Origin of the sequence: Anaerostipes sp. 992a, assembly GCF_001940245.1 — a bacterium.
Lineage (GTDB): Bacteria > Bacillota > Clostridia > Lachnospirales > Lachnospiraceae > Fimousia.
Genome location: NZ_MJIG01000004.1, coordinates 775,601 through 797,319 on the forward strand (window position 1 = coordinate 775,601; position 21,719 = coordinate 797,319).

Below are 21,719 nucleotides of genomic sequence, written 5' to 3' on the forward strand. Positions count from 1 at the left end.
GATTTCCTCCAACTTTTATTCTGACATATTTTTTAATAATGCTGCTGCATTATCTTCAATGTTACCATCAAATACTGCTGAGCCAGCTACGAATACATTGGCACCACATTCTTTTACATGGGCAACATTATCTGCTTTGATTCCACCATCAACCTGAATATCAACGTTCAAGCCTTTTGCGTCGATCAACTCTCTCAACTCTTTGATCTTCCGATCACAATATGGGATATAAGATTGTCCGCCATATCCTGGATTTACCGTCATGATCAATACCATATCTACTTCTTCTAATACATAATCTAACTGTGAAAGTGGCGTACCAGGGTTAAGAGCAACACCTGCCTTCACTCCATGGCTTTTGATCTGCTGAATTACACGATCCAGATGTGTACATGCTTCTGCATGGACCGTGATCATATCAGCACCAGCTGCTACAAACTCATCGATGTATTTTCCCGGATCCACGATCATCAGATGTACATCAAAGAACATGCCTGTGATCTTTCGAAGTGCCTTTATAACCGGGAAACCAAAAGAAATATTTGGTACAAAGCTTCCATCCATAACATCGATATGCAGCCACTGTGCGCCTGACTGTTCTACATGCTTAACATCCTCGCCCAGTTTATTAAAATCTGCTGATAAAATTGATGGTGATAAAATATATTCCATAACTTCTTTTCTCCTTTTTGCTTGATATTTCTATTATACCAAATACAAGCAAAAAAGCCAGACTCAAATGCCTTGAATCTGGCTTTTTCTTATTACTTACATTTTATGAAAACAAAATTCTAAATTATTTTGCTTTTTCTACTAATGCTTCGTATTTAGCTTTTGCTGTAGCTTCTGCCTTTTCGAACAGTTCTTTTGCTCTTTCAGGGTTCTGACGAGCAAGAGCGTTGTAACGAACTTCTCCCATAATGAAGTCGTTGTAGTCTGTTGTAGGAGCTTTAGAATCCAATGTGAATGGATTTGTTCCTTCTGGAGCTTCTGGATTGTATCTGAATAAATGCCAGTAACCAGATGTAACTGCTTTCTTTTCTTCAGACTGAGCAATCTTCATACCGCCCTTGATACCATGGTTGATACATGGAGCGTAACCGATTACTAATGATGGTCCTGGGTAAGCTTCTGCTTCTGCAATAGCTTTTACTGTCTGATTGTAGTCAGCACCCATAGATACCTGAGCAACGTAGATATATCCGTAGCTCATAGCGATTGCTGCAAGGTCTTTCTTCTTAACTTCTTTACCAGCTGCTGCGAACTGAGCGATTGCACCAGTATTAGTAGCCTTAGAAGCCTGTCCACCTGTGTTAGAGTAAACTTCTGTATCGAATACGAATACGTTAACGTCTTCACCAGAAGCTAATACGTGATCTAATCCGCCGTAACCGATGTCGTATGCCCATCCGTCACCACCGAAGATCCACTGAGATTTCTTAGATAAGAATTCTTTCTGTTCTAAGATTTCTTTTCCGGCGTCACATCCGCATGCTTCAAGAGCAGCTACTAATTTTTCTGTAGCAGCGCCATTCTTAGCACCGATTGTATATGTATCTAAGTATTCAGCGATAGCAGCTTTTACATCAGCGTTATCTGTAGCTTCACCTAAAGCAACTACTTTTTCTTTTAACTGTTCTCTGATTGTATTCTGTCCTAAGAACATACCTAAACCAAATTCAGCATTGTCTTCGAATAAGGAGTTACACCAAGCAGGACCCTGTCCTTTCTTGTTAACTGTATATGGTGTAGCTGGAGAAGAACCTGCCCAGATAGATGTACATCCTGTTGCGTTAGCAACGTACATTCTTTCACCGAATAACTGAGTGATCAATTTAGCATAAGGTGTTTCACCACAACCAGCACATGCGCCTGAGAATTCAAGTAATGGCTGTTTGAACTGAGAACCTTTAACAGAAGTTTCTTTGAATTTATCAAAGATATCTTCTTTGATTGGTAAGGACTGACCGTATGTGTATACTTCCTGTTCTCCCATCTGAGATTCCAGAGATGCCATTGTAAGAGCTTTTTCACCCTTCTTACCAGGACATACGTTTACACAAGATCCACATCCTGTACAGTCAAGAACTGTAGTTGTCATAGCGAATTTGTACTGAGGCATTCCTGTCATTGGTAATGTCTTTGTTCCTTCTGGAGCAGCTGCTACTTCTTCATCAGTCATAGCAATTGGTCTGATACATGCATGAGGACATACATAAGAACAGAAGTTACACTGGATACAGTTGTCTGGGTTCCACATTGGAACGTCTACTGCAACACCACGTTTTTCATATGCAGCAGATCCCTGAGGCATATGTCCATCAGCATATGGTAATAAGCTGGAAACTGGTAATGTGTTACCTGTCTGAGAGTTAACATAGTTCTGAATGTTGTTAACGTAATCTACTAAGTCAGCTCTATCGCCTGTTACTGGCTGGAATAATGGTTCAGCTTCGCAATCAGCCCATTCAGCTGGAACTGGTACTTCAACGATAGCCTTTGCACCTGCATCAATAGCATCATGGTTCATCTTAACGATGTGATCACCCTTCTTGCTATAAGATTTTGTTGCAGCGTCTTTCATGTACTGGATAGCATCTTCTTCTGGGATAATTCCAGATAATTTGAAGAATGCAGACTGAAGTACTGTATTAATACGGTTTCCTAAACCGATTTCTTTACCGATCTTGATACCATCGATAATGTAGAACTTAATGTTGTGCTTAGCTAAGTAAGCTTTTACCTGTCCTGGTAAATGATCGCCGATTTCTTCTGGAGACCAGCTGCAGTTTAATAAGAATGTTCCGCCATCCTTTAAGTCCTGAACCATGTTGTATTTTGTTACATATGGTGCACAGTGACATGCAACGAAATCAGCTTTATTGATTAAGTATGTAGATTTGATAGGGTCATCACCGAAACGTAAGTGAGACATTGTAACCCCACCAGATTTCTTAGAGTCATAGTCAAAGTATGCCTGAGCATATTTATCTGTATGGTCACCGATGATCTTAACAGAGTTCTTGTTAGCACCAACAGTACCATCTGCTCCAAGTCCCCAGAACTTACAAGCTACGATGCTTTCTGGAGCTGTAACAGGAGTTTCTCCTCTTTCAAGAGAAAGATTTGTAACATCATCAACGATAGATAATGTAAATTCTTTCTTTTCTGTATTTTCAAATGTAGCAATGATATCAGCTGGTGTAGTATCTTTAGAACCTAAACCATAACGTCCGCCATTGATTGGAACAGCATCGAATTTTGTTCCCTTTAATGCAGCAACTACGTCTAAGTATAAAGGTTCACCAAGAGAACCAGGTTCTTTAGATCTGTCAAGTACGTTGATTACTTTAACAGTATCTGGAATAGCTTCTACTAATTTTTCAGCTACGAATGGTCTGTATAAACGAACTTTAACAACACCAACTTTTTTGCCCTGAGCAACTAAGTAATCGATTGTTTCTTCGATTGTATCACATACAGAACCCATAGCGATGATTACGCTTTCAGCGTCTTCTGCACCATAGTAGTTGAATAATTTATAATTTGTACCGATCTTAGCATTAACTTTATCCATATATTCTTCAACAACTGCTGGGAATGCATTGTAATATGTATTACATGCTTCACGAGCCTGGAAGAAGATGTCAGGGTTCTGAGCAGAACCTCTTAATTCTGGACGTTCTGGGTTTAAGCATTTTTTCTTGAATTCTTTTACTTTGTCGTAATCAACCATATCTGCAAGATCTTCATAATCCCAAGCTTCAATCTTCTGATATTCATGAGAAGTTCTGAAACCATCGAAGAAATGCATTACAGGAACGCTTCCTTTGATTGTAGATAAATGAGCAACAGCTCCTAAATCCATTACTTCCTGTACGTTAGAGCTACATAACATAGCAAAACCTGTCTGACGACAAGCGTAAACGTCAGAGTGATCACCGAAGATATTTAATGCGTGAGATGCTAATGCACGAGCAGAAACATCGATAACACATGGTAATAATTCACCAGCAATCTTGTACATGTTAGGAATCATAAGAAGTAAACCTTGAGATGCTGTATAAGTAGTTGTTAAAGCACCTGAAGATAATGCTCCATGAACAGCACCAGCTGCTCCACCTTCAGATTCCATCTCTACTAATTTTACTGGATGTCCAAAGATGTTTTTTCTTCCCTGTGTTGCCCACTGGTCTGTTGATTCAGCCATTGGAGAGGATGGTGTGATTGGGAAAATAGCTGCACATTCTGTAAACGCATAAGACACGTGAGCGGCTGCAGTATTACCATCCATAGTTTTCATTTTTCTTGCCATTTTGATTTGTCCCTCCTAAAAAAGTTTTTGTGTGAAATATGTTATTCTTTTCACACGATTATCTCCTGTCCAAATTGGACATAGAGTTATCCACACAGCCTGTATGGATGCACAGGCTGTACCTCTTATATTAGATATAATATATTTTACAACATTTTTAACATATTGGAAAGTAGCTTATGTTATTTTTTTAGTATTTTTTTTTGTACGTAAATGTATAATTGTTAAGCAAATAACGATTTTATCCTGATTATTTCTGAGAATTTATATGTTCTTTATAAGTCTTAAAAAACTCATGCTCCTTACTATCTGCTGATTTTGTATGATAATACAGATATTCATGCTTCTCTGGATTGGCTGCTGCCTTCATGCAATCCACCGATGGATTACAGATTGGCCCTACCGGCAGACCCTTGTTCCGATACGTATTGTATGGAGAATCAATCTTCAGATCATCATAAGTTACCTTTTTTTTATCATACATTCCATCCGTCAGAGGATACAGTGCCGTCGGATCGATCTGAAGCCGCATATCCTTCTTGATTCGATTTTCTATCACTCCTGCTATCGTTACCCGTTCAGAAGGAACGCTCGTTTCCCTTTCTATGACAGATGCCAGTATAACGATGCGATCCATGGACTGGTCTGTCTCAATCTCTTTGTAGTGCTTTTCAAAATTCTCTAACATCAGTGTGATGATCTCCTTTGGAGATGCCGTCTTATAGATATTATACGTATCTGGATATAAATATCCCTGAAGAATATATTTTTTCCCTTCCTTTTCTTCGATATCAGAAAGCCATTCAAAATCATATCCTTCCTTCGTGGAAGCTGCTTCTAAAAATGCTTTTTTAGTACAGACTCCCTTTTCTTCCAATCTGGCCCCGATCATCTCTGCCGTATATCCTTCCGGAACAGTAAGATTTATCGTATTCTCCTTAGCACCTTCGGTTGCAAGCATCTTAAACAACTGATTCATGCTCATTCCGTTTTTCACTTCATAGGTTCCATACTGTAGTTTTCCAGAATATTCAGAAAACTTAAGCCTTACCAGAAATGCCAGTTGGGATTCAATCACACCTTCTTCTTTTAAGCGCTTTGCAATTTCTCTGGAACCGCTCCCTTCCTCAATGATAACCTCCGCATTCTTTTTGGTTTTGGTCGTTCCCCCGAATACAACTGCTACTCCAACAGCAAGAAGAAGTATGATGATCCATATTCCTGTCTTTTTCTTCCTTTTCATAAATTGCTCCTTCCTTTATCCATTTAAAGTCCGCTTTCATGTAGCCGGATGCAATATGCATCGTGCTCTACACGACAAAATTCTTTTATGGATGCTCTCATTATACCATAGTTTGTCAGATAAGCTACGGAATCTCTAAGAAATGAAGGACTTTTCCTTTCATTTTTTCGATAATATGGTAAAATGATACCAAAGTCCGCAGAAGCGGACGGAAAAGAAAAATCTTAAAACAGGAAAGGAAGACTAAATTATGGCACAAAACCCAATCGTTACGATCACCATGGAAAATGGCGATGTCATGAAATGTGAATTATATCCTGAAATCGCTCCTATGACCGTACGCAACTTTATCTCTTTAGTAAAGAAAGGCTTTTACAATGGTGTAGGATTCCATAGAATCATCAAAGGCTTTATGATTCAGGGTGGAGATCCAAAAGGAAATGGTACTGGTGGACCTGGTTACTGCATCAAAGGAGAATTTAACAGCAATGGTTTTAAAAATGATCTAAAACACACCCCTGGTGTTCTTTCCATGGCTCGTACTATGATTCCTGATTCTGCAGGATCCCAGTTTTTTATCATGCACCAGACATCACCTCATCTTGATGGAGAATATGCTGGCTTTGGACAGGTGATCGAAGGAATGGATGTTGTTAATAAAATTGCAGAAACTACAACCACCTGGGGAGATGCTCCGATCGCACCTCAGGTCATGAAAGAAGTAACGGTAGAAACATTTGGTGTAGAATACGAAGAACCTGAAAAATTATAAGTAATTTCTTATGTAATAAAAAATAAAATCTCCTCCTGTATCCTGTTATTTCAGATACAGAAGGAGATTTTCTCTATACTCCTATTCCTCGTGCTCCTGGTCGTACATCGGAATAAACCGACGTTCTCCAACCGGCTCTTTTTCTTTCTTTAACTGCTTATAGGCCCATTTGCAGAAATAATCCTGAGAATTCAATGACACTTTTCCTCTTCGGTCCACTTTGTGATACGTACCATCCGGCATATACACATTAGCCTGAAGTGTATCGGACAATTGAATCTTTAGTACTTCTTTTACCTGTTCCTTTAATTCCTCGTCTTCAATCGGAAATACGATTTCTACTCGACGTTCCAGATTACGTGACATCCAGTCTGCACTTCCTAAGAAGATATCCTCTGCGCCATCGTTATAGAAGTAGAAGATTCGGCTATGTTCCAGAAATTCTCCTACAATGGAACGGACGGTAATATTATCACTGATTCCTGGAATGCCCACCTTAAGGCAACAGATGCCTCTGACGATCAGATCGATCTTCACTCCTGCCATAGAGGCTTCATAGAGCTTTTGAATCATTCCTTTATGATTCAGGGAATTCATCTTTGCTACAATTCTTGCTTCCTTTCCTTCCTTGGCGTGCTGGATTTCCCGATCGATCATGGCATAAAATCCCTCTTTCAGCCAATATGGTGCTACTAAAATCTTATTCCAGTTTTCTGGCTCAGAATATCCAGAAAGCATGTTAAATACTGCTGTTGCATCACTTCCAATGGCCTCATCACAAGTAAATAATCCCATATCCGTATACAATTTGGCAGTGGAATCATTATAATTTCCTGTTCCCAAATGAACGTAACGTTTGATCTCCTCATCTTCCTTACGCACTACCAAAGTAATTTTACTATGGGTTTTTAATCCTACCAGACCATAGATAACATGACAGCCTGCCTTTTCCAGCTTTCTTGCCCATACGATATTATTCTCTTCATCAAAACGTGCCTTTAATTCTACAAGTACAGTAACCTGCTTCCCCATCTCTGCTGCCTTTGCTAATGCTGCAATGATCGGTGAATTACCACTGACACGATACAGGGTCTGTTTAATAGCCAGAACCTGAGGATCTACACTGGCTTCTTTTACAAAGTTTACAACCGGATCAAAGGTCTGATATGGATGATGCAGCAAAACATCCTTCTCCTTTATCACATCAAAGATGGACGCATCTGTCATAAATTCCTTTACCGGTGCCGGTTTATAAGACGGATTTCTCTTATCATCCCAGCCCTCCATTCCATAGAGTTTCATAAAATATTTCAAATCTGCCGGTCCATTGAGATAATAGATGTCTTCCTTCTTCACACGGAAGTTATCCGTAAGGATCTTCACCAATTTTTTCTCCATACCGTCTTCCACGCTTAAGTGGATGACCTGTCCCCATTGACGGCTTCGAATCTTTTCTTCAATCTCCTTTAACAGATCTGCTGCCTCTTCTTCATCGATAGTCAAATCTGCATTTCGGATGATCCTGTAAACGCCCATGGTCTGAATATTATGATTTAAGAATAATTTATCCATATTCTGCTTGATGATTTCTTCCAATAGGATCAGACATTTTCCACCATCTTTTGCATCCAAAAAGAATCCTCTTGGAAGCACATCCGGCACCTGTACCGTAGCAAATTCCACCTCATCCTTCTGATCCTTTGGTGAGATCAGTGCTGCGATATTAATGGATTTGTTGCGAACTAATGGAAACGGTCTGGAAGAATCCACCGCCATTGGCGTCAGAACCGGATAAACGATATTATCAAAGTATTCCTTTGTCTTTTTAGCCTGTTCCTCATCCAGTTCTTTGTATGATTTTATAATTTTAAGTCCATTGGCAGCCAATTGAGGAACCAGTGACATATTGTATGTATTATACTGACTTTTGATAAACTCATGCAGCTGCTTACTGATTTTCTTTAACTGTTCCCCGGCTGTCATTCCTGCAATATCCTTATTCTTTGAGCCTGCCTGCTCCACATCCTTTAGGGATGCTACTCGCACCATGAAAAATTCATCCAGGTTGGACGCCGTAATGCTTAAGAACTTTATACGCTCCAGAAGCGGAAGACTAGTCTTCTTCGCCTCTTCTAAAACTCTTTGATTAAATTTTATCCAGCTAAGCTCCCGATTATCATAATAATCCGGATTTTTAAATATATTCATTGCCACTCCTCCTATAATGTTGTAAACCTCTGGTTCTTCTCTCTCAAGATCAGCTTATAGCCAAACATAGATTCAAAAAATTCTTCATATCGTTCCATAAACTGTTTTTCCAAAACTCCTTCAGAAAGAGAATTCACGGTAATGCGGAATTCATCATTCTTAACGTTAGTTTTTATACTTTCAAATTTTTGTCTATGCGCTGCATCCAGTGTATTGGCAATTCCAAGAATAACCGTAAGCTTACCGATCAGAGTCGTTTCCTTTCTGCTCAATCCCTGTCCATCAATCGCATCCAAGAATTCATCCATATTCATCTTATGATAACGGATAATCTCACTGACCATCTTTCTTTCCTTATTAGAAAGTCCAATAAGCTCTGTTCTTTTTACTATATAGCTAGATCCTCTGACCGCATGCGCCAATGTAATATACGCTCCACAATTGTGAAGAATCGCTGCGATCCGGAGAATCAGTTCCTCCCTCTTAGATAATCCAAATTCCTTGGCAAGCCCTTTAAAAATAGTACGACATGCCTTTTCCACATAATAATTATGACTGCCGTCAGCCACATAACGCTTCATCGTCTGGACAGCTTCTGAATAAATGGCCTCATTAAAATCTCTGCTGGAATCTACGTACCGTTTCTCCGTCGCATAATCATAGGCGATTCCATCATTCATGTCGGTACCAGAAATCCATACCTGCTTCGCCTTCATTCGTTTAAAAAATTCCTCACAAATAATGATGGAAGGAAGAAGAATATCGGCATCCTCCGTCAATGCCATATTCTGCTCCAACAACTTTTCACCTTTTTTACAAAGCTTCAGGAACTCTTCCGCGGATAAAAGATCTCCCTTCTTTCCTTTCCATCCTGCACGACTGGTGAAAAGATCTCCAGAAAGGACCAGCGTCTGGATCTTCTTATTCTCTAGAAACTGAGCATCCAATTCTTTGAAACGATATGTAATCATCTCCCGAATCAGGCCAGACTGTCCCTTCTTAGAATATCCAGTTCTCTTCATCCACTCCCGAATCTGCATAGAACCTAAGGATACATTCTGGGTCAACACTAAGTCACCCCTATGATAAATCGATACTCTAAGCTTTCCTGCACTGGCATCCAGAAGAGCGGCTCCATCCTTTGCAATTTCTTCAAACTTTGGACTGGATACCACTCCTTTATAAATCAGGAAGCTTTGCTGTGGATTATTCACTACCTTCACATCCCAGCCCGTTTCTTTTTTGATCTGCTCCAATACAAAATACTGATTTTTCGCCTCTCTCAGTGCCGTTGCTCCATACACCAACACTTCTTCTACCTGATATTCTTCTGTCATAGCTTTCAGCTTTAATAGTTCCTGTATCAAACGTTTTGTCTTTTCTATCGAAAGCTTCTTTAGGCGTAATGTATCCTTCCCTAATTCTACTTTCTGCTTGACTTTATTTAATAACCGCATATCACCAGATGGACCTACTTCGTAGATTGACATGCTTACTTCAAAAGATCCAATGGTCAATGCAGCAAATATATGCAGTTTTTTCATGTATACGCCCTCCTTTTCTTCGTCCAATTAATAGTATCAGAAGATTTTTTTCTTCTTGCTACGGCAATGTAAACATCATGTTAATTCCATGTTAAATATGAAATGTTTCCAGATCATATGGAACATATAAATTTCCGTGGTAGTATGCTTTTCCTTCCTCTGTATACAGCTTCTTTCGATTCTTCAGATTCTTTTCTTCCGTATGATATAGAATCAAATTTGGAATCTTTAATTCTTCTGCTGTCTCACAGGCTTCCTTTACCGTACTGTGATGCTTTTCATACGGTTTAAATTCCTCTGCCTCCCCAAATAGACAGAATGCCTCATGCATCAGCCAGGTACTTCCTTTAACAAATTCATAGTCGGCCTCATTATATGGCTCATCGCCCACACAGGTAAACTTTTTATGATCGGACAGTTCCATGGTAAATCCAAATTGCTTTGCCTTTGTAGAATAAATATCGAAAAAGGTGACCGGATATCCCAGTATCTCCATTTTCTCACCGGATTCCAGTGGAACGAATACGATCTCTTCTTCAAAATGCTTGGTCATCTTCTTCTGTAACGTCAGATTTGCAATGGTACGAATCGTTTCTACCAGTCCTCTGTGACAATAGATTCGCATCTGTCCTTCATATTTTCCCTGATTCATTTTTGTTGCCGCTGCACGGATCAGCCATACAACCCCCAGAAGGTGATCAATGTGTTCATGGGTAATGAATACATCATGGATATCCTCAACGGAAATTTTCGCATCCTTTAATACCTTTAAGATTCGATTTCCACCTCCAGTATCCACCAGAAAATGTCTGCTTCCCTCAGATAATGCAAAACAGGTATTATAGCACTCGGTTACCATCGCATTGCCTGTACCCAAAATCGTAAGCTTCATCTTTTGTTCCTCTCTACTTTCTACTTATTCTCTTCTATCTATTTTATCACAAATTTTCCCTTATGAACGGTTAATTTCTAAGATATTCCAAATCAGTCAAATCCATTGCCAGTCATTCTCTCTGTAACCTCCAATCCTGTCGGTGTGGTCGCAAGTCCTGCCTGACTGGTTTCTCTTAGACTACATGGAAGCAGAGATCCCACCTCTCCCATGGCATCAATGACTTCATCTGCCGGAATCCTGCTTTCAATTCCAGCAATGACCATATCCGAAGAAGTAATGGCATTGACGGCACCGATGACATTTCTCTTTACACATGGAACTTCAACCAGTCCCGCCACCGGATCACACACCAGTCCCAGCAGACTCTTTAATGCCAATGCTGCTGCATCGGCAATCTGTCTGGAAGAACCCCCTTTCAGATAAGTGACCGCTGCCGCTGCCATCGCAGAAGCTGCTCCGATTTCTGCCTGACATCCTCCCTGTGCACCGGATATACTGGCCCGTTCTGAAATCACTTCACCAATCCCTGCGGAAACAAAAAGTGCCTCTATCATCTTTTGCTGACTATATCCATCCTTTTCTTCCATACTGATCAAAACGGCAGGAATCACTCCACAGGAACCCGCTGTCGGTGCTGCAACAATTCGTTTCATACAGGCATTGGATTCTCCCATCTTAATGGCACGTGCCATCACCTTTCCAATAAAAGTACCACTGCTTACTTTTCCTTCTCCTATGGCCTGTTCCATCTTAGCACCATCTCCACCTACTAATCGGCTGGATGACTGTAAATCTTTATCATAACCCTCATCGGCTTCCTTCATGGCCTGATACATTTGTGTCATCATTTCAAAAGACTCTTCTTCTGTTACCGAACGGTCGATCATATCATCCTCCATCACCACTCTCCATAACGGAAGTCCTTTTTCCTCACCAAGCTGAAGCATTCCTTCTACTGATTGAAACATCTATTTCTCCTCCTTTTCTATTTTGGATAAATAGGTAACCTTTGTAATCCCCTCTAATCTTCGTAGCCACTCTACGGAAGCCATCGGAATCTCCTGATCGCATTCAATGACCATGACGGCGTCTCCTCCTCTGTGGTTGCGATATAGCTGCATGGTGGCAATATTCACTCCTTTATGGGCCAGCATGGACGTTACTTCCGTAACATGTCCTGGCTGATCCAGGTTATGCACGACCAGCGTTGGATAATCTCCAGAAAAATTGGCTTCCAGCCCATCAATTTTACATATTTTGATCTGGCCTCCCCCAATGGAGCTGGCAATAATCTCCAGCTCTCTTCCGGAAATACCATGAAGCTTCAGCCTTACGCTATTTGGATGGGCATTTTTTAAATTCACCTTTCCAAAACAAATCTCCATCTCCCGTTCTCTGGCAATGCGAAAACTATCTGGAATTCGGATGTCATCCTCCTTCATACCCAGAAGGCCAGCTACCAGAGCCTTATCCGTACCATGTCCGGCACCCGTAGCAAGAAACGATCCATGCAGATCTATTTGTGCCTTCCTTATATTTTCTCCCAAAAGCTGTCTGGATATATATCCTATTTTTACCGCTCCTGCCGTATGAGAGCTGGATGGTCCTACCATAACGGGACCTAAAATATCGAATAATGACATATGCCTTCCTCCTATAATTCTTAAAAAAGAAAGCGGCTTAAAAAAGCCGCCTTTGGTGAATCTCCTATTTTTAGAAATTAAAACCTTCCAATGTTCTGAAGTAATCTTCTGGTGTTTCCGCACGACGGATCATCTCAGTACTTCCGTCCTCTTTTAACAGAATTTCTGCGGAACGCAGTCTTCCATTATAATTATATCCCATAGAGAAACCATGTGCTCCAGCATCGTGGATGACTAACAGATCTCCAATATCGATTTTTGGAAGCATACGGTCTACTGCGAATTTATCACAGTTCTCGCATAAGGATCCAGTCACATCATATTTGTGGTCGCAAGGTGCATCTTCTTTTCCCATCACTGTAATATGATGATAAGCTCCATAAATAGCAGGTCTCATAAGGTTCGCTGCACAGGCATCCACACCGATGTATTCTTTGTGTGTATGCTTTTCATGAATGGCTCTTGTAACCAAATGTCCGTTTGGAGCCAGCATATAACGTCCCAGCTCTGTAAAGATCTTAATATCTCCAAGTCCTGCTGGAACCAATACTTCTTCAAATGCCTTTCTTACACCTTCCCCAATGACAAAGATATCATTTGGTTCTTTGTCTGGCGTATATGGAATACCAACTCCACCAGATAAGTTAATGAAAGAAAGCTCAACTCCTGTTTCTTCTTTAATCTCAACCGCTACATTAAATAAGATGCGTGCTAATTCTGGATAATATTCATTGGATACGGTATTACTTGCAAGAAATGCATGAAGACCAAACTTCTTAGCCCCTAACTCCTTCAGACGTTTATAAGCTTCGGTAAGCTGAGGTCTTGTCATACCATACTTTGCATCACCTGGATTATCCATAATGTCTGTTCCTAATTCAAACACTCCACCCGGATTAAAACGGCAACAGATTGTCTCTGGAATTCCTGCTGTTTCCTTTAAGAAATCAATATGTGTAATATCATCTAAGTTAATGATGGCACCTAATTCCTTTGCCTTTACGAACTCTTCTGCCGGAGTATCGTTCGAAGAGAACATAATCTCGTCTCCTACGATTCCACAACGTTCAGACATCATAAGTTCTGTTAAGGAAGAACAGTCAGTTCCACATCCTTCTTCATGAAGAATCTTTAAGATGGTTGGGTTTGGAGTTGCTTTTACTGCAAAATATTCTTTGAATCCTTTGTTCCAGGAAAATGCTTTATATAAGTTTCTAGCTGTTTCTCTGATTCCTTTTTCATCATATAAATGAAACGGTGTTGGATATTTTTCACAAATCGCTTCTAACTGCGCTTTTGTCACAAATGGTTTTTTTAACATTGTTTTTCTCCCTTTCTGTATCTCTATGAAATGCTTCTGCATTTTTTTCCATATTAAAATAACTATAATCAATCATAGGATTAATGTCAACCTGGAATCGAAGGATTTCCTATCAATATAATAGTTTTTTCTTATGACTGTACTTCTCTTTAAATTCTAAAGGTGTACAGCCATTCCGCTTTTGAAAAATATTAGTAAAATGCTGTAGATTCTGATATCCGATTTCCGCTGCAATCTCCGTCAAAGACTTCTCCGACTGGATCAGTAGCCATTTTGCCTGATCCAGCTTCAGATTAATGGCATAATTGATCGGAGAAATTCCAAAGGCTTTGGAAAATTCATGACTGATGTGTCCGGCACTCATATGAAACACTTTCGATAGCAGTTCCAATGTGATATTCTCACAATAATGCTCATAAATGTAGATCAAAATATCCTGTGTAAAATGCGGTGCCGGAATCTCATAGGTCTCCGTCTGATTGAAAAAGAGGGAATAATAGAGACCGGCAATGCTTCCGGCGATCATATCACAAATGGACCTTGATATGGGGTCCTCCATCTCCTGATAGGCCTGCATCTCTCTCCAGCAGTATCTTAAAAACTCCTCGTGAGACCCTGACTTCATTACAGGAAGTACATTTGGTGAGCGTAATAGATAATTCCTTTCCATTCCCCGAATCTTATAATTGGCCACACTACAGCTAAAAATATCCGATGGCTCTTTGGCATCTGATATTGTAGAGTGGATAAATCCCTTTTCCACAATGAGAATATCTCCCTTTTCCACCAAAAAGGTCTTCTGATTAATGGTAAAACTGGCCCTTCCACTTGAGATAAAGACCAACTCTGTATCCGAACTATGCACATGGGCAATATTATACCAATGGGGATTATCATAGCTCCTGGATAACCGCACCAAAGATGGAACTCCATCTTCAAATATAGACGGTACTTCCTTTTTTTCTTTTGTGATAAACATGCCCACACCTTCTTCGCAAAATAATTTCAAAAAAACACAAGATACTTTACTTATCAATCAGTTTTATCACATTTATTATATTATTTAAGCAAAATAATAGCAAGATAATTTTCTTTTAACTCAAGATTCCTTCTGTTTTCTCCCTAAAATTTTGGTATAATAATAGTTGTGATAGCTCTTCGGATTTGTGTGTGTGTTAGAATAAAGTATGAAGAGTTTTGTTAAGAGTATTTTACATAAAAAGCTGCAGGTTGGGTCTGCAGCTTTTTTGTTCTAAAAAGTATAATTGAAAACCTTTTTTAGATATGTTACTCTGATACTGTGAAATCAAACAAGAAATTGGAGGAATGATTATGAGTAAAATACGAATTGGTATTGCCGGATACGGCAATCTCGGGAAAGGCGTAGAACTGGCAATCCGCCAGAATGATGATATGGAACTGGTTGGAGTCTTCACCCGTCGTGATCCTGCAACTGTTTCTCTGGCAACCGAAGGAGTAAAGGCTTATAAGATGGAGGATGCCAAGAACATGAAGGATGACATCGATGTGATGATCCTTTGTGGCGGAAGTGCAACAGACCTTCCAGAACAGACACCAGAGCTGGCAAAATATTTTAATGTCATTGACAGCTTTGACACCCATGCCAATATTCCACAGCATTTTGCCGCTGTTGATGCTGCATGCAAAGAAAATGACACGTTAGGTATTATTTCTGTAGGCTGGGATCCAGGTTTATTCTCTTTAAACCGCATTTATGCAGAATCTATCCTGCCATCTGGAAAAACTTATACCTTCTGGGGAAAAGGTGTCAGTCAGGGACATTCCGATGCCATCCGAAGAATCAAAGGAGTCAAACGCGGCATTCAGTATACCGTACCAGTAGAATCCGCAATGGACCAGGTTCGTGCCGGCAAACAGCCAGAGCTTACTACCCGTGAAAAGCATACGAGAGAATGCTTTGTTGTTGCCGAAGAGGGCGCTGATCTAAAACAGATCGAACAGGATATCAAGACTATGAAAAACTACTTTGATGAATACGATACTACCGTAAACTTCATTACCGAAGAGGAATTTGATGCTGTTCACAATAAGATGCCACATGGCGGATTTGTTATGAGAAGCGGTATGACTGGAGATGGAGAACAGACACATCAGATGATCGAATACTCTCTCAAGTTAGAATCCAATCCAGAATTTACGTCTAGTGTCCTGATTGCCTATGCAAGAGCGGCTGCCCGCCTGACCAAAGAAGGCGTAAGCGGATGTAAGACTGTATTCGATATCGCTCCGGCTTATCTCTCTCCATTAAATGGTGAAGAATTACGAGCTCACTTATTATAAAACCAACGAGTTTTTATTACAAAAGAAAAAGACCATGTATTCCCGTACACGGTCTTTTTCTTTTTAGGTTTTAGGGATTACACTTCAAAATGAAGACAAAAACTTGCTATTTTTATGTAGCAATCGTAGCATATTATTATTATACTCTTTTTTTGTTCATTTTGCATTAGTCATTATATCACAACCACCGGCTCAGCCGGTGGTTTGTACTTGCCCTATAAGGGCAAATTACCGGCACTAGAGTCTAAAGACTCATCGAATGGTTCGCCAACTGCAACATCATTTACCTATGGAGCCCTAAAGGGCTCATTTTATTTATTTGCTTTTACTGGCTCACCCGTAAACGGGTCAATATACTCTTTTAGTGTCATTTGATCATATTCTAAATCCTCTTTTAACTGATTTTGAATATACTCTTGTATTTTCTTTGCATTCTTCCCTACAGTATCTACATAATATCCTCGACACCAGAAATGTCTATTTCCATATTTATACTTTAAATTTGCATGTCGTTCGAATATCATGAGTGTACTTTTTCCCTTTAAATACCCTACAAAACTTGAAACACTTATACTTGGCGGAATCCTCACCAGCATATGTACATGATCTGGACAGATTTCTGCCTCCACTATTTCTACACCTTTTCTTTTGCATAGCATACTCAGAATATTAGCTATATCTTGTTTTAACTTTCCGTATGCCACTTTTCTTCTATATTTTGGTGCAAAAACAATATGATACTTACAATTCCATTTAGGTCAGTTTACAAGGAACTACACGCAGACCGTGAAACGGGCTGCTGACAACAAACGGCGCTATGCTCCCGGCTGGGTGCATAGCACCTGTTTGTTGCGGGGGTTTCCAAAGGGGGCAGCGCCCCATTTGGCACACGACTTTGCGGAGCAAAGTGTAGTGTGTTATACGCTCTGTCGGCGTTGCCCTGAAAATACCGTTGCCGCCGGGGAGGGCAAGGGCATTTGACGCGGCAGGAAAGCAGGGCTTTGTTTGGGGCTGGTAAGCCGGAAACAAAGGGCTGATTTCAGCAGCAGACAGGGCGTATTATGAAAGCCCCCGTCCCTCGTCCTCCGCCCCCGGCCTATGGGACAAAAAGTCCCAAAGCTCTGGACACCGTGACCAGATGTGTGGCCACACTCCGGGAAAAGTAGCAGGACGGCAGGAAACCGTCAAGGCTGAAATGAATGGGCTGACGCCCGGCCTTGACCGTTCCCCGCCGCCCCGCTGGATGGGTGGACAAGGTGGCCAATCCCTAAAAGTGTTTGGCCGCACTCGTTCATTTTGGGGCCTTTCTTCTCCCAAAATTGAAATGGGCGGGAAAGCCCTAAAATGGCTTTCCCGCCTTGATTACCCATTAGCAAAGACGGGCGAGACTGTCAACGGCGGCGCTGAAAGCGCCGTTCATCTTGACCGTTGACTGGCTCGCCTGGCTTTGCTACTGCCCGTAAGAGATGGAAAAACAAGATGGAAAACAAGGTTAAAAATGGTTGACAAGTCTATCGGATGTGTGTTATACTGTGCGACAGTTTGAGATTGGAAGGAGGCTTACGTGTGTTAATTTGTGTACGCTAATAAGCAATAAAAAGTAGAAGTACCTTTCCACATGATGGTGGGCTTTTTTTGCGTGCGTATGCAAAGGAACACGTAGGTTTGACACGAGCAGTCTTTGAACTGTATCGTGGTGTTTTTTCGTGCTTTGTTGTTATGCAGGCGTCTGCCCTCTCTGTGGGACAACGCCTGCTTTTTATTGCAGAAACAAAGGAACAATGCAATAAAAAAGGAGGTTCGCATTATGACCCAAAACAACAATTCATGGAGAAAAACTTATTTTACACTTCTTGCCGGACAAGCAATATCCTTTATTAGCAGCGGTATTTTGCAAATGGCCATTATCTTTTATTTGGTTGCGAAAACTAATTCTGCAATCATATTGACGGCGGCAACACTGATTGGATTTTTGCCGCAAGCCTGTTTAGGCCCGTTTGCAGGTGCTTTTGTTGACCGGCACAGCCGTAAAAGCGTAATGATTGGTGCGGATTTGATAATTGCCGCCGCTGGCGGTATTCTGGCGCTGGTGGCGTTTTACATGGAATTGCCCGTATGGTCTATTATGGTTGTCCTGTTAATCCGAAGTGCGGGAACTGCTTTTCATTCTCCAGCATTCAGCGCAGCAACACCTATGATTGTGCCAAAAGAGGAACTTACAAAATGCGCTGGTTACACGCAGACCATGCAAGCAGTAAGTGCGATTATCAGTCCAGCTGCCGCAGCGTTTTTATATGCTGTTTGGCCTCTTAATGCAATTATATTGTTAGATATTGTGGGTGCAATCCTTGCCTGTGTGACTGTTGCGATTTCGTCCATACCAACGCCTGAACTATGTCCAGAAACGAAAAGACAACAGTTTTTACAGGATATGAAAGAGGGGTATGTGGTATTAAAGCAAAACAGGGGCCTCTTTGCTCTGCTCTGGATTGGTGTAATTTATATGTTCTTTTATATGCCAATCAGTACGCTTTTTCCTCTCATCTGTATGTCATACTTCAAAGGAACACCGGCCCATGCCTCTGCCGCTGAAATTGCTTTTGCGGTTGGTATGCTGCTTGGCGGAGTCATTCTGAGCATTTGGGGCGGTTTTAAGAAACGGCGGTACACCATCGGTCTTTCCGTTCTCCTGATGGGCGTTAGCAATATGCTCTCCGGGCTTTTGCCGCCAGACGCATTTCTTGTCTTTGTTGTGTGCTGTACTGTTATGGGAATTTCCGCTCCATTTTACGGTGTGCAAAATGCGATTTTTCAAGAAACGGTCAAACCAGAATATCTGGGGAGAGTTTTTTCTCTACTGACAAGCGCCGCTTCCCTCGCCATGCCGTTTGGCCTTGTCATTTCCGGGCCTCTGGCGGAGCGGCTGGGAGTTGAGAAATGGTTTGTCATTTGCGGAATTGGCATTATCATCGTTGCGCTTGCCGTATTTTTACTACCCGGTTTGAGAGAGATTGACAATACGCAATAATCAACTGCACCTTTTTCTATTACTAAACAAAATGCCTGGATGGTGGTTCTGAAAAACCAGAACCGCCGTTCAGGCATTTTTTATCTTCGTCCTCTCTGCGGTTTTGGATTCTTCAGCAAGTCGGATTTTTCCGCAATCTTTTTCAGCCACTTCCGTTCTTCTACTGACAGCTTCCTAAAATTCAGCTTGAGCCGTTTGCAGATAAACGCCAAGTACGCTTGTTCCGTGTCGCTGTCCTGGCTGACGATTTCACCAGCAGTTTCCAGCATTTCTTTTAGCGGGTTATCCTCTGGGACGCTGAAAAAATCGTCCTTGTGTGTTTCCCGCAGAGCAAGGGCAATCCCGTTTATGTCCCGTTGTATCACATAGCGGCAAAACTCGTCCTCATCAATATGGGCGGTGATAAGCTGTCTTAACTGCGTATCACTCATGCCAGGATTATGCTTTTTTATAACAGTTGCGCTCATCGTGTCCACTATGGCGTTTGCACCCTGCGCCTGTTTCAGTGCCGTTCCGTTCACATAGATTTCAAGGTCAGCCATCAGCCGGGGGAAATCCGGGTGCGCCGCCAGCTCACACAGCAGGGTATTGTCTATCCTCCCGCTTTTCAGCAGGTCAATCATTTCATCACTCAAACGCAGGTCTGCAAGATCGGCGTTTGGGTGATTTTTCATTTCAGACAGCCCCAGCAGATAATCAGCGGTCACACCGTAAAACTTCGCCAGCCGGATAAGGGCATAGTGGCTGATGTCCTTGAAGTCTTCCGTTTCGTAACTGCCCAGCGCAGACTTGGAAAGCCCGGTCTGCTCCGCAAGCTGCCCCAGCGTCAAGCCACGCTCCACACGTAGGTCTTTTAATCGCTCTTGTATGGATAAAGACATATTCACCCTCCTTGCTAGCTCAACGAAAGAGAAGCCGTTATGCTATGTACTATGCTCATAGCATAACGGCATAGGCATTTACAGTTTTATTTTACCATTTGCTACATCTTCACGAAATTTATCAACAAGCTTCGCTGTCAGCTTGGATTTACCGTAGTGTTCAAGTACAAAAGTACGATAACTTTTTCCATCTACAAGCACATCACTTTTTCTGGTCAACAACCAATTTCCGTTACCTCCTCCCTGTTCTCTAATATTCCAGTCTTTCCCATATCTTTTATAGATTTCATCTTTTTTACCTTGAACAGACATTGATTCGCTTGGAATATAAACAATTTGCATAATAGCTCCTCCTTTATTTTGTGCAAGAAGACCAGAAACCTGAATTTGTCTTTTATCTTTTTTTGATTATATCACAAATCCGAGAGCGTGGAAATAGGGAGTTTTTCAGGCTGATTTCCTACCTCTTGGATATACGGCACAGGCGGTCAAAAAGGTGTAGACTTGGGATAGTTCATCGATGGACAAGCACCTTGGAAACAGAACACGCCAAAGAAAACGGAGGGACGCATGAGCAAAAGACCCTATCAACACCTGCCGCCGCTGGAACACAGGCCGGACGGCTCCCCCTACCGCATAACCCCGCCCCAGAAGAGACGAGCCAGCGGCCTGATACGCCGGGAGTGCTGCAACTGCGAGGACGGAAACTGCCTTGCGCTGGACGATGGCGACACCTGCGCCTGTCCGCAGATGATTTCGTTCTCCGTCTGCTGCAAGTGGTTCCGCTGGGCGGTCTTGCCGCTGGACAGGACGCTGGAAGCGGAGATTTACCGGGACAGGGACTTGAAACGCTGTGCGGAGTGCGGCGGTGTGTTCGTCCCGAAGTCCAACCGGGGCAAATACTGCCCGGACTGCGCCGCCAGAGTTCACAGGCGGCAGAAAACAGAAAGTGAACGGAAAAGGAGGTCTGCTGTGGACAGTTAAGAGCGGGAAAAGCCTTGATTTGCAAGGCTCCGCAAGCCCTCAACCGGGGCGGCTGGTATCATTTATCATTCGCCCCGGAAAACGGGCCTCTAACCGTCCACAAAACACGCTATGACAAACACGATTTATATTCACCAGCCGGAAAAGGCGTTCAGTTTCACCCGGCTCCCCAATTTCCTTTTTGAAGCACCCACATTCCAGCCCTTGAGCAACGAAGCGAAGGTGCTGTATGCCTTTGTCCTGCGCCGGGCGGAGTTGTCCCGGAAGAACGGCTGGGCGGACGAGTACGGGCGGGTCTACCTGTACTACCCCATCTGCGAGGTGGTCGCTTTGCTCCGCTGCGGGCGGCAGAAAGCGGTCAACACCCTGCGGGAGTTGCAGTATGCGGGGCTGGTGGAAATCCAGAAACAGGGCTGTGGAAAACCCAACCGCATTTACCCGAAATCCTATGAAGCGGTTCCAAACACCGACTTCAAGAAATCCGGTTATGGTACGCCGGAGGGCTGAAAACCGTACTTGGCGAGTACGAAAATCAATCCTCTTGAAGTACGGAAATCTGACGG

The 21,719-nt window shown here is 41.9% G+C and carries 17 protein-coding genes and 1 pseudogene; 5 read left to right on the forward strand and 13 right to left on the reverse strand.

The genetic code is table 11. The features are described 5' to 3' along the window. Positions 1 to 15: 15 nt before the first annotated feature. The 3 genes from rpe to mltG all read right to left on the reverse strand — a co-directional run bounded on the left by rpe (position 16) and on the right by mltG (position 5,558). Positions 16 to 672 carry a ribulose-phosphate 3-epimerase gene (gene rpe / locus BHF69_RS08145; protein WP_075670497.1) on the reverse strand — a complete coding sequence of 219 codons (657 nt, stop codon included), beginning with the start codon at positions 670 to 672 and terminating at the stop codon, positions 16 to 18. Between the two features lie 124 nt (positions 673 to 796). Continuing rightward, positions 797 to 4,315 carry a pyruvate:ferredoxin (flavodoxin) oxidoreductase gene (gene nifJ, locus BHF69_RS08150; RefSeq protein WP_075670499.1) on the reverse strand — a complete coding sequence of 1,173 codons (3,519 nt, stop codon included), beginning with the start codon at positions 4,313 to 4,315 and terminating at the stop codon, positions 797 to 799. 250 nt (positions 4,316 to 4,565) lie between these two features. After that, positions 4,566 to 5,558: an endolytic transglycosylase MltG gene (gene mltG, locus BHF69_RS08155; RefSeq protein WP_075670501.1), complete on the reverse strand. Its 993-nt coding sequence runs from the start codon at positions 5,556 to 5,558 to the stop codon at positions 4,566 to 4,568. Positions 5,559 to 5,808: 250 nt separating this feature from the next. On the opposite strand from mltG, the gene BHF69_RS08160 reads away from it, so the two are divergent. Next, a complete protein-coding gene (locus BHF69_RS08160; RefSeq protein ID WP_075670503.1) occupies positions 5,809 to 6,330 on the forward strand; it encodes a peptidylprolyl isomerase in 522 nt (173 codons plus the stop codon). A gap of 81 nt (positions 6,331 to 6,411) precedes the next feature. On the opposite strand, the gene BHF69_RS08165 is transcribed toward BHF69_RS08160, so the two are convergent. The 7 genes from BHF69_RS08165 to BHF69_RS08195 form a co-directional block, all read right to left on the reverse strand. Next, entirely contained in the window at positions 6,412 to 8,538 is a 2,127-nt protein-coding gene (locus tag BHF69_RS08165) for an RNA degradosome polyphosphate kinase (protein WP_075670505.1), read from the reverse strand. Between the two features lie 11 nt (positions 8,539 to 8,549). Continuing rightward, entirely contained in the window at positions 8,550 to 10,082 is a 1,533-nt protein-coding gene (locus BHF69_RS08170) for a Ppx/GppA phosphatase family protein (RefSeq protein WP_075670507.1), read from the reverse strand. Positions 10,083 to 10,173: 91 nt separating this feature from the next. Then, positions 10,174 to 10,974, reverse strand: a complete 801-nt coding sequence (locus tag BHF69_RS08175; RefSeq protein WP_075670509.1) for an MBL fold metallo-hydrolase — start codon at positions 10,972 to 10,974, stop codon at positions 10,174 to 10,176. A gap of 92 nt (positions 10,975 to 11,066) precedes the next feature. Beyond that, positions 11,067 to 11,945 carry an L-serine ammonia-lyase, iron-sulfur-dependent, subunit alpha gene (gene sdaAA, locus BHF69_RS08180; RefSeq protein WP_075670511.1) on the reverse strand — a complete coding sequence of 293 codons (879 nt, stop codon included), beginning with the start codon at positions 11,943 to 11,945 and terminating at the stop codon, positions 11,067 to 11,069. Continuing rightward, a complete protein-coding gene (gene sdaAB, locus BHF69_RS08185) occupies positions 11,946 to 12,620 on the reverse strand; it encodes an L-serine ammonia-lyase, iron-sulfur-dependent subunit beta (protein WP_075670513.1) in 675 nt (224 codons plus the stop codon). Positions 12,621 to 12,690: 70 nt separating this feature from the next. Further along, positions 12,691 to 13,941, reverse strand: coding sequence for a diaminopimelate decarboxylase (locus BHF69_RS08190; RefSeq protein ID WP_075670515.1), 1,251 nt, complete (start codon positions 13,939 to 13,941; stop codon positions 12,691 to 12,693). Between the two features lie 112 nt (positions 13,942 to 14,053). Continuing rightward, positions 14,054 to 14,920: an AraC family transcriptional regulator gene (locus BHF69_RS08195; RefSeq protein ID WP_075670517.1), complete on the reverse strand. Its 867-nt coding sequence runs from the start codon at positions 14,918 to 14,920 to the stop codon at positions 14,054 to 14,056. 353 nt (positions 14,921 to 15,273) lie between these two features. Here BHF69_RS08195 and BHF69_RS08200 point away from each other — a divergent pair, with 353 nt between their 5' ends. Then, positions 15,274 to 16,263, forward strand: coding sequence for a diaminopimelate dehydrogenase (locus tag BHF69_RS08200; RefSeq protein ID WP_075670519.1), 990 nt, complete (start codon positions 15,274 to 15,276; stop codon positions 16,261 to 16,263). 311 nt (positions 16,264 to 16,574) lie between these two features. On the opposite strand, the pseudogene tnpA reads toward BHF69_RS08200, so the two are convergent. Further along, positions 16,575 to 17,018 (reverse strand): annotated as a pseudogene (gene tnpA, locus BHF69_RS08205) (IS200/IS605 family transposase); the annotation flags it as partial. Between the two features lie 1,052 nt (positions 17,019 to 18,070). Between tnpA and BHF69_RS08215 the strand changes: the two are divergent. Further along, the gene (locus BHF69_RS08215; protein WP_002584949.1) at positions 18,071 to 19,291 is read left to right on the forward strand and encodes an MFS transporter; all 1,221 of its coding nucleotides are present in this window, start codon (positions 18,071 to 18,073) and stop codon (positions 19,289 to 19,291) included. An 80-nt stretch (positions 19,292 to 19,371) separates the two neighbouring features. Here the strand turns inward: BHF69_RS08215 and BHF69_RS08220 are convergent, their stop codons facing one another. Together BHF69_RS08220 and BHF69_RS08225 are read right to left on the reverse strand one after the other, a co-directional pair. Further along, positions 19,372 to 20,172 carry a helix-turn-helix domain-containing protein gene (locus tag BHF69_RS08220; RefSeq protein WP_002575858.1) on the reverse strand — a complete coding sequence of 267 codons (801 nt, stop codon included), beginning with the start codon at positions 20,170 to 20,172 and terminating at the stop codon, positions 19,372 to 19,374. A 78-nt stretch (positions 20,173 to 20,250) separates the two neighbouring features. Further along, positions 20,251 to 20,514, reverse strand: a complete 264-nt coding sequence (locus tag BHF69_RS08225; protein WP_002575859.1) for a hypothetical protein — start codon at positions 20,512 to 20,514, stop codon at positions 20,251 to 20,253. A gap of 228 nt (positions 20,515 to 20,742) precedes the next feature. Here BHF69_RS08225 and BHF69_RS08230 point away from each other — a divergent pair, with 228 nt between their 5' ends. Continuing rightward, positions 20,743 to 21,156 carry a cysteine-rich VLP domain-containing protein gene (locus BHF69_RS08230; RefSeq protein ID WP_002575860.1) on the forward strand — a complete coding sequence of 138 codons (414 nt, stop codon included), beginning with the start codon at positions 20,743 to 20,745 and terminating at the stop codon, positions 21,154 to 21,156. A 111-nt stretch (positions 21,157 to 21,267) separates the two neighbouring features. Beyond that, positions 21,268 to 21,663, forward strand: a complete 396-nt coding sequence (locus BHF69_RS08235) for a replication initiator protein A (protein ID WP_002575861.1) — start codon at positions 21,268 to 21,270, stop codon at positions 21,661 to 21,663. Positions 21,664 to 21,719 lie beyond the last annotated feature (56 nt).

What these genes read in the sequence shown, in the direction of transcription:
- rpe (WP_075670497.1), bottom strand. Translation starts at nt 672, where the DNA reads ATGGAATATATTTTATCACCATCAATTTTATCAGCAGATTTTAATAAA.
- nifJ (WP_075670499.1), bottom strand. Translation starts at nt 4,315, where the DNA reads ATGGCAAGAAAAATGAAAACTATGGATGGTAATACTGCAGCCGCTCAC.
- mltG (WP_075670501.1), bottom strand. Translation starts at nt 5,558, where the DNA reads ATGAAAAGGAAGAAAAAGACAGGAATATGGATCATCATACTTCTTCTT.
- BHF69_RS08160 (WP_075670503.1), top strand. Translation starts at nt 5,809, where the DNA reads ATGGCACAAAACCCAATCGTTACGATCACCATGGAAAATGGCGATGTC.
- BHF69_RS08165 (WP_075670505.1), bottom strand. Translation starts at nt 8,538, where the DNA reads ATGAATATATTTAAAAATCCGGATTATTATGATAATCGGGAGCTTAGC.
- BHF69_RS08170 (WP_075670507.1), bottom strand. Translation starts at nt 10,082, where the DNA reads ATGAAAAAACTGCATATATTTGCTGCATTGACCATTGGATCTTTTGAA.
- BHF69_RS08175 (WP_075670509.1), bottom strand. Translation starts at nt 10,974, where the DNA reads ATGAAGCTTACGATTTTGGGTACAGGCAATGCGATGGTAACCGAGTGC.
- sdaAA (WP_075670511.1), bottom strand. Translation starts at nt 11,945, where the DNA reads ATGTTTCAATCAGTAGAAGGAATGCTTCAGCTTGGTGAGGAAAAAGGA.
- sdaAB (WP_075670513.1), bottom strand. Translation starts at nt 12,620, where the DNA reads ATGTCATTATTCGATATTTTAGGTCCCGTTATGGTAGGACCATCCAGC.
- BHF69_RS08190 (WP_075670515.1), bottom strand. Translation starts at nt 13,941, where the DNA reads ATGTTAAAAAAACCATTTGTGACAAAAGCGCAGTTAGAAGCGATTTGT.
- BHF69_RS08195 (WP_075670517.1), bottom strand. Translation starts at nt 14,920, where the DNA reads ATGTTTATCACAAAAGAAAAAAAGGAAGTACCGTCTATATTTGAAGAT.
- BHF69_RS08200 (WP_075670519.1), top strand. Translation starts at nt 15,274, where the DNA reads ATGAGTAAAATACGAATTGGTATTGCCGGATACGGCAATCTCGGGAAA.
- BHF69_RS08215 (WP_002584949.1), top strand. Translation starts at nt 18,071, where the DNA reads ATGACCCAAAACAACAATTCATGGAGAAAAACTTATTTTACACTTCTT.
- BHF69_RS08220 (WP_002575858.1), bottom strand. Translation starts at nt 20,172, where the DNA reads ATGTCTTTATCCATACAAGAGCGATTAAAAGACCTACGTGTGGAGCGT.
- BHF69_RS08225 (WP_002575859.1), bottom strand. Translation starts at nt 20,514, where the DNA reads ATGCAAATTGTTTATATTCCAAGCGAATCAATGTCTGTTCAAGGTAAA.
- BHF69_RS08230 (WP_002575860.1), top strand. Translation starts at nt 20,743, where the DNA reads ATGAGCAAAAGACCCTATCAACACCTGCCGCCGCTGGAACACAGGCCG.
- BHF69_RS08235 (WP_002575861.1), top strand. Translation starts at nt 21,268, where the DNA reads ATGACAAACACGATTTATATTCACCAGCCGGAAAAGGCGTTCAGTTTC.